This window comes from candidate division WOR-3 bacterium, from assembly GCA_039801245.1.
In the GTDB taxonomy this organism is placed as follows: domain Bacteria; phylum Hydrothermota; class Tepidihabitantia; order Tepidihabitantales; family Tepidihabitantaceae; genus JAOABP01.
The window spans coordinates 1-3,426 of the sequence record JBDRUF010000047.1 but is presented as its reverse complement, the minus strand read 5'-3'; the positions used below and the strand labels follow the sequence as shown (position 1 = coordinate 3,426).

Below are 3,426 nucleotides of genomic sequence, written 5' to 3'. Positions count from 1 at the left end.
TACCCCACGAGACCTGGGGAAAGTATGGTGCCAGCAAGGTGCTGGTTAAACCAGCAGCCCCGGGAACAGGTTTGATCGCCTGTCCGCAGGTGCGGGCGGTTTTGGAGGCGGTAGGTCTGCGCGATGCCCTGAGCAAGGCTTACGGTTCCCGCAATCATTACAATACCGCCAAGGCAACGATTTTGGCTTTGGAAAAGTTGCGCACAATTGACCGGGTCGCAGCAGCGAGGAATAAACCGATAAGACATTTTGTGGAGAAGGATGAAAGTGAAACAGTTGAAAGTCCGGCTGGTTAAGAGCCTGATTGACGAGAAAAAGGAGCACAAACTGACCGCCCGGGCATTGGGTCTGCGTCGGGTGGGAGCAACGAGGGTGCATAACGATACACCGGAGATAAGAGGGATGATTTTCAAGATTAAACATTTAATAGAAGTGGAGGAGTTGTGAAGATAAATCAGTTGCGACCCGCCTTAGGTGCGAAGAAGAGAAAGAAGCGGGTGGGTTGTGGCCCAGGTTCGGGTCATGGTAAGACCTCCTGCCGTGGACATAAAGGGGCTGGTCAGCATTCGGCACCTGAGTTTGACTCCCGCTTTGAAGGCGGGCAGATGCCATTTTACCGCCGGATTCCCAAACGAGGTTTCAAAAACCCAACGCGGGTGGAGTTCAGTATTGTAAATATTGATGATTTGGCAAAACTGTCGGAAGACAATATTACCGTTGAGACCCTGAGGGCAAAGGGGCTGGTGCGTAAGGGTCAGCCGGTAAAGGTCTTGGGTCGTGGGGAAATCAATCGGGCAATTACTGTCAGCGCCCACGCCTTTTCTCAATCTGCCCGGACAAAGATTGAAAAGGCGGGCGGTAAGGTAGAGGTTTTAAGTTGACCGGTAGCGTTCCCAGCATATTCAAGATCCCAGACCTGAGAAAAAAGATTCTTTTTACCCTGGCGATGGTGGTGGTTTATCGCTTGGGCACCCATATTCCGGTTCCTGGAATCAATGCGCAGGCTCTTGGCTGGGTCCTTTCCCAGATGCAGGGTACGGTCTTTGGACTATATGACATCTTTGTCGGTGGTGCGCTTTCCCGTGCCTCGGTTTTTGCCTTGGGGGTTATGCCCTATATCTCGGCATCAATCGTATTCCAGCTGTTGGGCTCGGTCTTCCCATTCATAGAGAAGTTGCAGCGGGATGAGGAGGGCAGAAAAAAACTGAATCAGTATACCCGTTATGCCACCGTTTTGCTGGCGGTAATTCAGGCGGCAAGCATTGCGGTTTACCTTGAGTCCCAGCCACCAACCCAGTTTGGCTCAATTGTTCTTCAGCCCGGGTTTTTCTTCAGGATTATGACCATATTCACCCTCACCGCGGGCACAATCTTTGTGATGTGGCTGGGTGAGCAGATAACCGACCGCGGCATTGGCAACGGCATATCCTTTATCATCCTCATCGGTTGCCTTGACAGCACCCCCCAGGATTTTGCCCGCACCTTTCAGCAGGCGCGCATCAGCTCCTGGCTCTGGCTGATTATCGTTGCCGCGTTAGTGTTTATCGTTTATGCCACCGTCGTTCTGATGACGATGGCGGTGCGCAAGATTCCGGTGCAGTATCCAAAAAGGATTGTGGGCAGGAGGATGTATGGCGGTCAGAGCACCCATATCCCTTTAAGGGTTGTGACCGCGGGTGTGATTCCCATCATCTTTGCCCAGAGTCTTATTGTCTTCCCCTCCACCTTTGCCACCCTTCTGAAACTGCCCTTTCTCAACTGGCTGCAGCAGTTCCTCTCACCGGGTGGCTGGCTTTATAACCTCCTGTTCGCCGCACTCATCATCTTCTTTACCTATTTTTACACATCAATTGTTTTCAACCCGCGCGACCTGGCAGAAAATATGCAGCGCTATGGCGGCTTCATCCCCGGTATCAGACCGGGCGAAAAGACCGCCGCCTATATTGACCGCAGCCTTTCCCTTTTGACCCTGCCCGGTGCCCTATTTCTGGTGGTGATTGCGCTTTTGCCCTGGGTTTTGATGAGCGCATTCCGCGTCCCCTTCTATTTCGGCGGCACCACCCTCTTGATTATCGTCGGCGTTGCGCTTGACACCCTCCAGCAGATTGAGGCGCACCTGGTGATGCGCCATTATGAAGGGCTGGTCAAGGGTGGCAAGTTTATGGGCCGGCGCTTCGGCTAATCCCCTTTTCAACAGGTGGATTTTTTATCCCTGCTCCAGCGTAAAAAGGCTGGGGCCAGGCTAACGGATTTAGAGATTGACTGGCTCATAAGGTCTTACACCAAAAACGAGATTCCTGATTACCAGATGGCGGCATGGCTGATGGCGGTCTCTTTGCGCGGGATGGGTAAAAGCGAGACGATTGCCCTGACCCGGGCGATGATGAGTTCAGGGCAGGTTTTGGATCTGAGCAGGATTAAGGGTGTAAAGGTGGACAAGCACTCAACCGGTGGTGTCGGTGATAAGGTGTCATTGATTCTGGCGCCCCTTGTTGCTGCGTGCGGCTGCGTTGTGCCGATGGTTTCCGGCAGGAGCCTTGCTCATACCGGCGGCACACTTGATAAACTTGAGTCCATCCCCGGGTTCAGAACCAATCTGAGCCTGAAGGAGTTTGAAACAGTCTTGGAGCGCGTGGGCGTAGCGATTATCGGTCAGACCGATGAGGTCTGCCCGGCAGACAAAAAACTTTATGCCCTGCGGGATGTGACCGCCACGGTTGACTCCATTCCCTTGATTGCCGCCAGTATTATGTCAAAGAAACTGGCAGAGGGGATTGACGGCCTGGTCTTAGATGTGAAGACCGGTAGCGGTGCTTTTATGCCGCGAAAGCGGCAGGCGCGGCAACTGGCAAACCTGATGCTTGAAATCGGCACCGCGATGAACAAAAGGGTGGTGGCATTAATCACCAATATGTCCCAGCCCTTAGGAAAAATGGTTGGCAACGCGCTTGAGGTTCGGGAGGCGATTGCCGCGCTCAAAAATGAAGGACCCCCTGACCTGATGGAGGTAACACTAACCCTTGGTGAGGAGATGCTCTTAATCGCCAGTATTGCCCAAAACCGGCAGCAGGCAAGAAGGCTTTTACTGAGAGCGCTGGTTACAGGCAAAGCGCTAAAAAAACTTCAGGAGATGATAGCCGCGCAGGGTGGTAATCCCGATGTTGTTGACAGACCTGAACTTATGCCTTTAGCCAAATACAAAAAAGAGGTATGGGCAGATGGTTCGGGTTTTATCAGGGCGATTGCCACCAGAGATGTTGGGCTTTTGGGCATAGAGATAGGTCTGGGCAGAAAAAGGGTTGAGGACAGGGTTGACCCGGGTGCTGGTTTTGTCTTCTTCAAAAAGGTTGGGGACAGGGTGAAAAAGGGCGAACTTCTCGCAGAGGTTTATGCAGGCGATGAGAAAAAGGCAGAAATGGTAGGAGC

5 protein-coding genes are annotated in these 3,426 nt (G+C 52.7%); all 5 read left to right on the top strand.

Features of this window, described 5'->3' with window-relative positions; genetic code table 11:
• A partial coding sequence (locus tag ABIK47_06830) for a 30S ribosomal protein S5 (GenBank protein ID MEO0020332.1) occupies window positions 1-296 on the top strand: 296 nt, incomplete at its 5' end.
• Complete coding sequence (gene rpmD / locus ABIK47_06825; GenBank protein MEO0020331.1) at window positions 262-447, top strand: 50S ribosomal protein L30; 186 nt, start codon at window positions 262-264, stop codon at window positions 445-447. The genes ABIK47_06830 and rpmD, both read left to right, overlap by 35 nt.
• On the top strand, window positions 444-881 hold the full coding sequence (gene rplO / locus ABIK47_06820) for a 50S ribosomal protein L15 (GenBank protein MEO0020330.1): 438 nt from the start codon (window positions 444-446) through the stop codon (window positions 879-881). The genes rpmD and rplO overlap by 4 nt, the downstream gene beginning before the upstream one ends.
• Window positions 878-2,182, top strand: a complete 1,305-nt coding sequence (gene secY, locus ABIK47_06815) for a preprotein translocase subunit SecY (protein MEO0020329.1) — start codon at window positions 878-880, stop codon at window positions 2,180-2,182. The genes rplO and secY overlap by 4 nt, the downstream gene beginning before the upstream one ends.
• A 15-nt stretch (window positions 2,183-2,197) precedes the next feature.
• Window positions 2,198-3,426, top strand: a 1,229-nt coding sequence (locus ABIK47_06810; GenBank protein ID MEO0020328.1) for a thymidine phosphorylase, incomplete at its 3' end; no start/stop codon positions are given.

Bases quoted from the DNA above. Each gene is read 5' to 3' on its own strand.
- rpmD (MEO0020331.1), top strand. From the start codon at position 262: ATGAAAGTGAAACAGTTGAAAGTCCGGCTGGTTAAGAGCCTGATTGAC.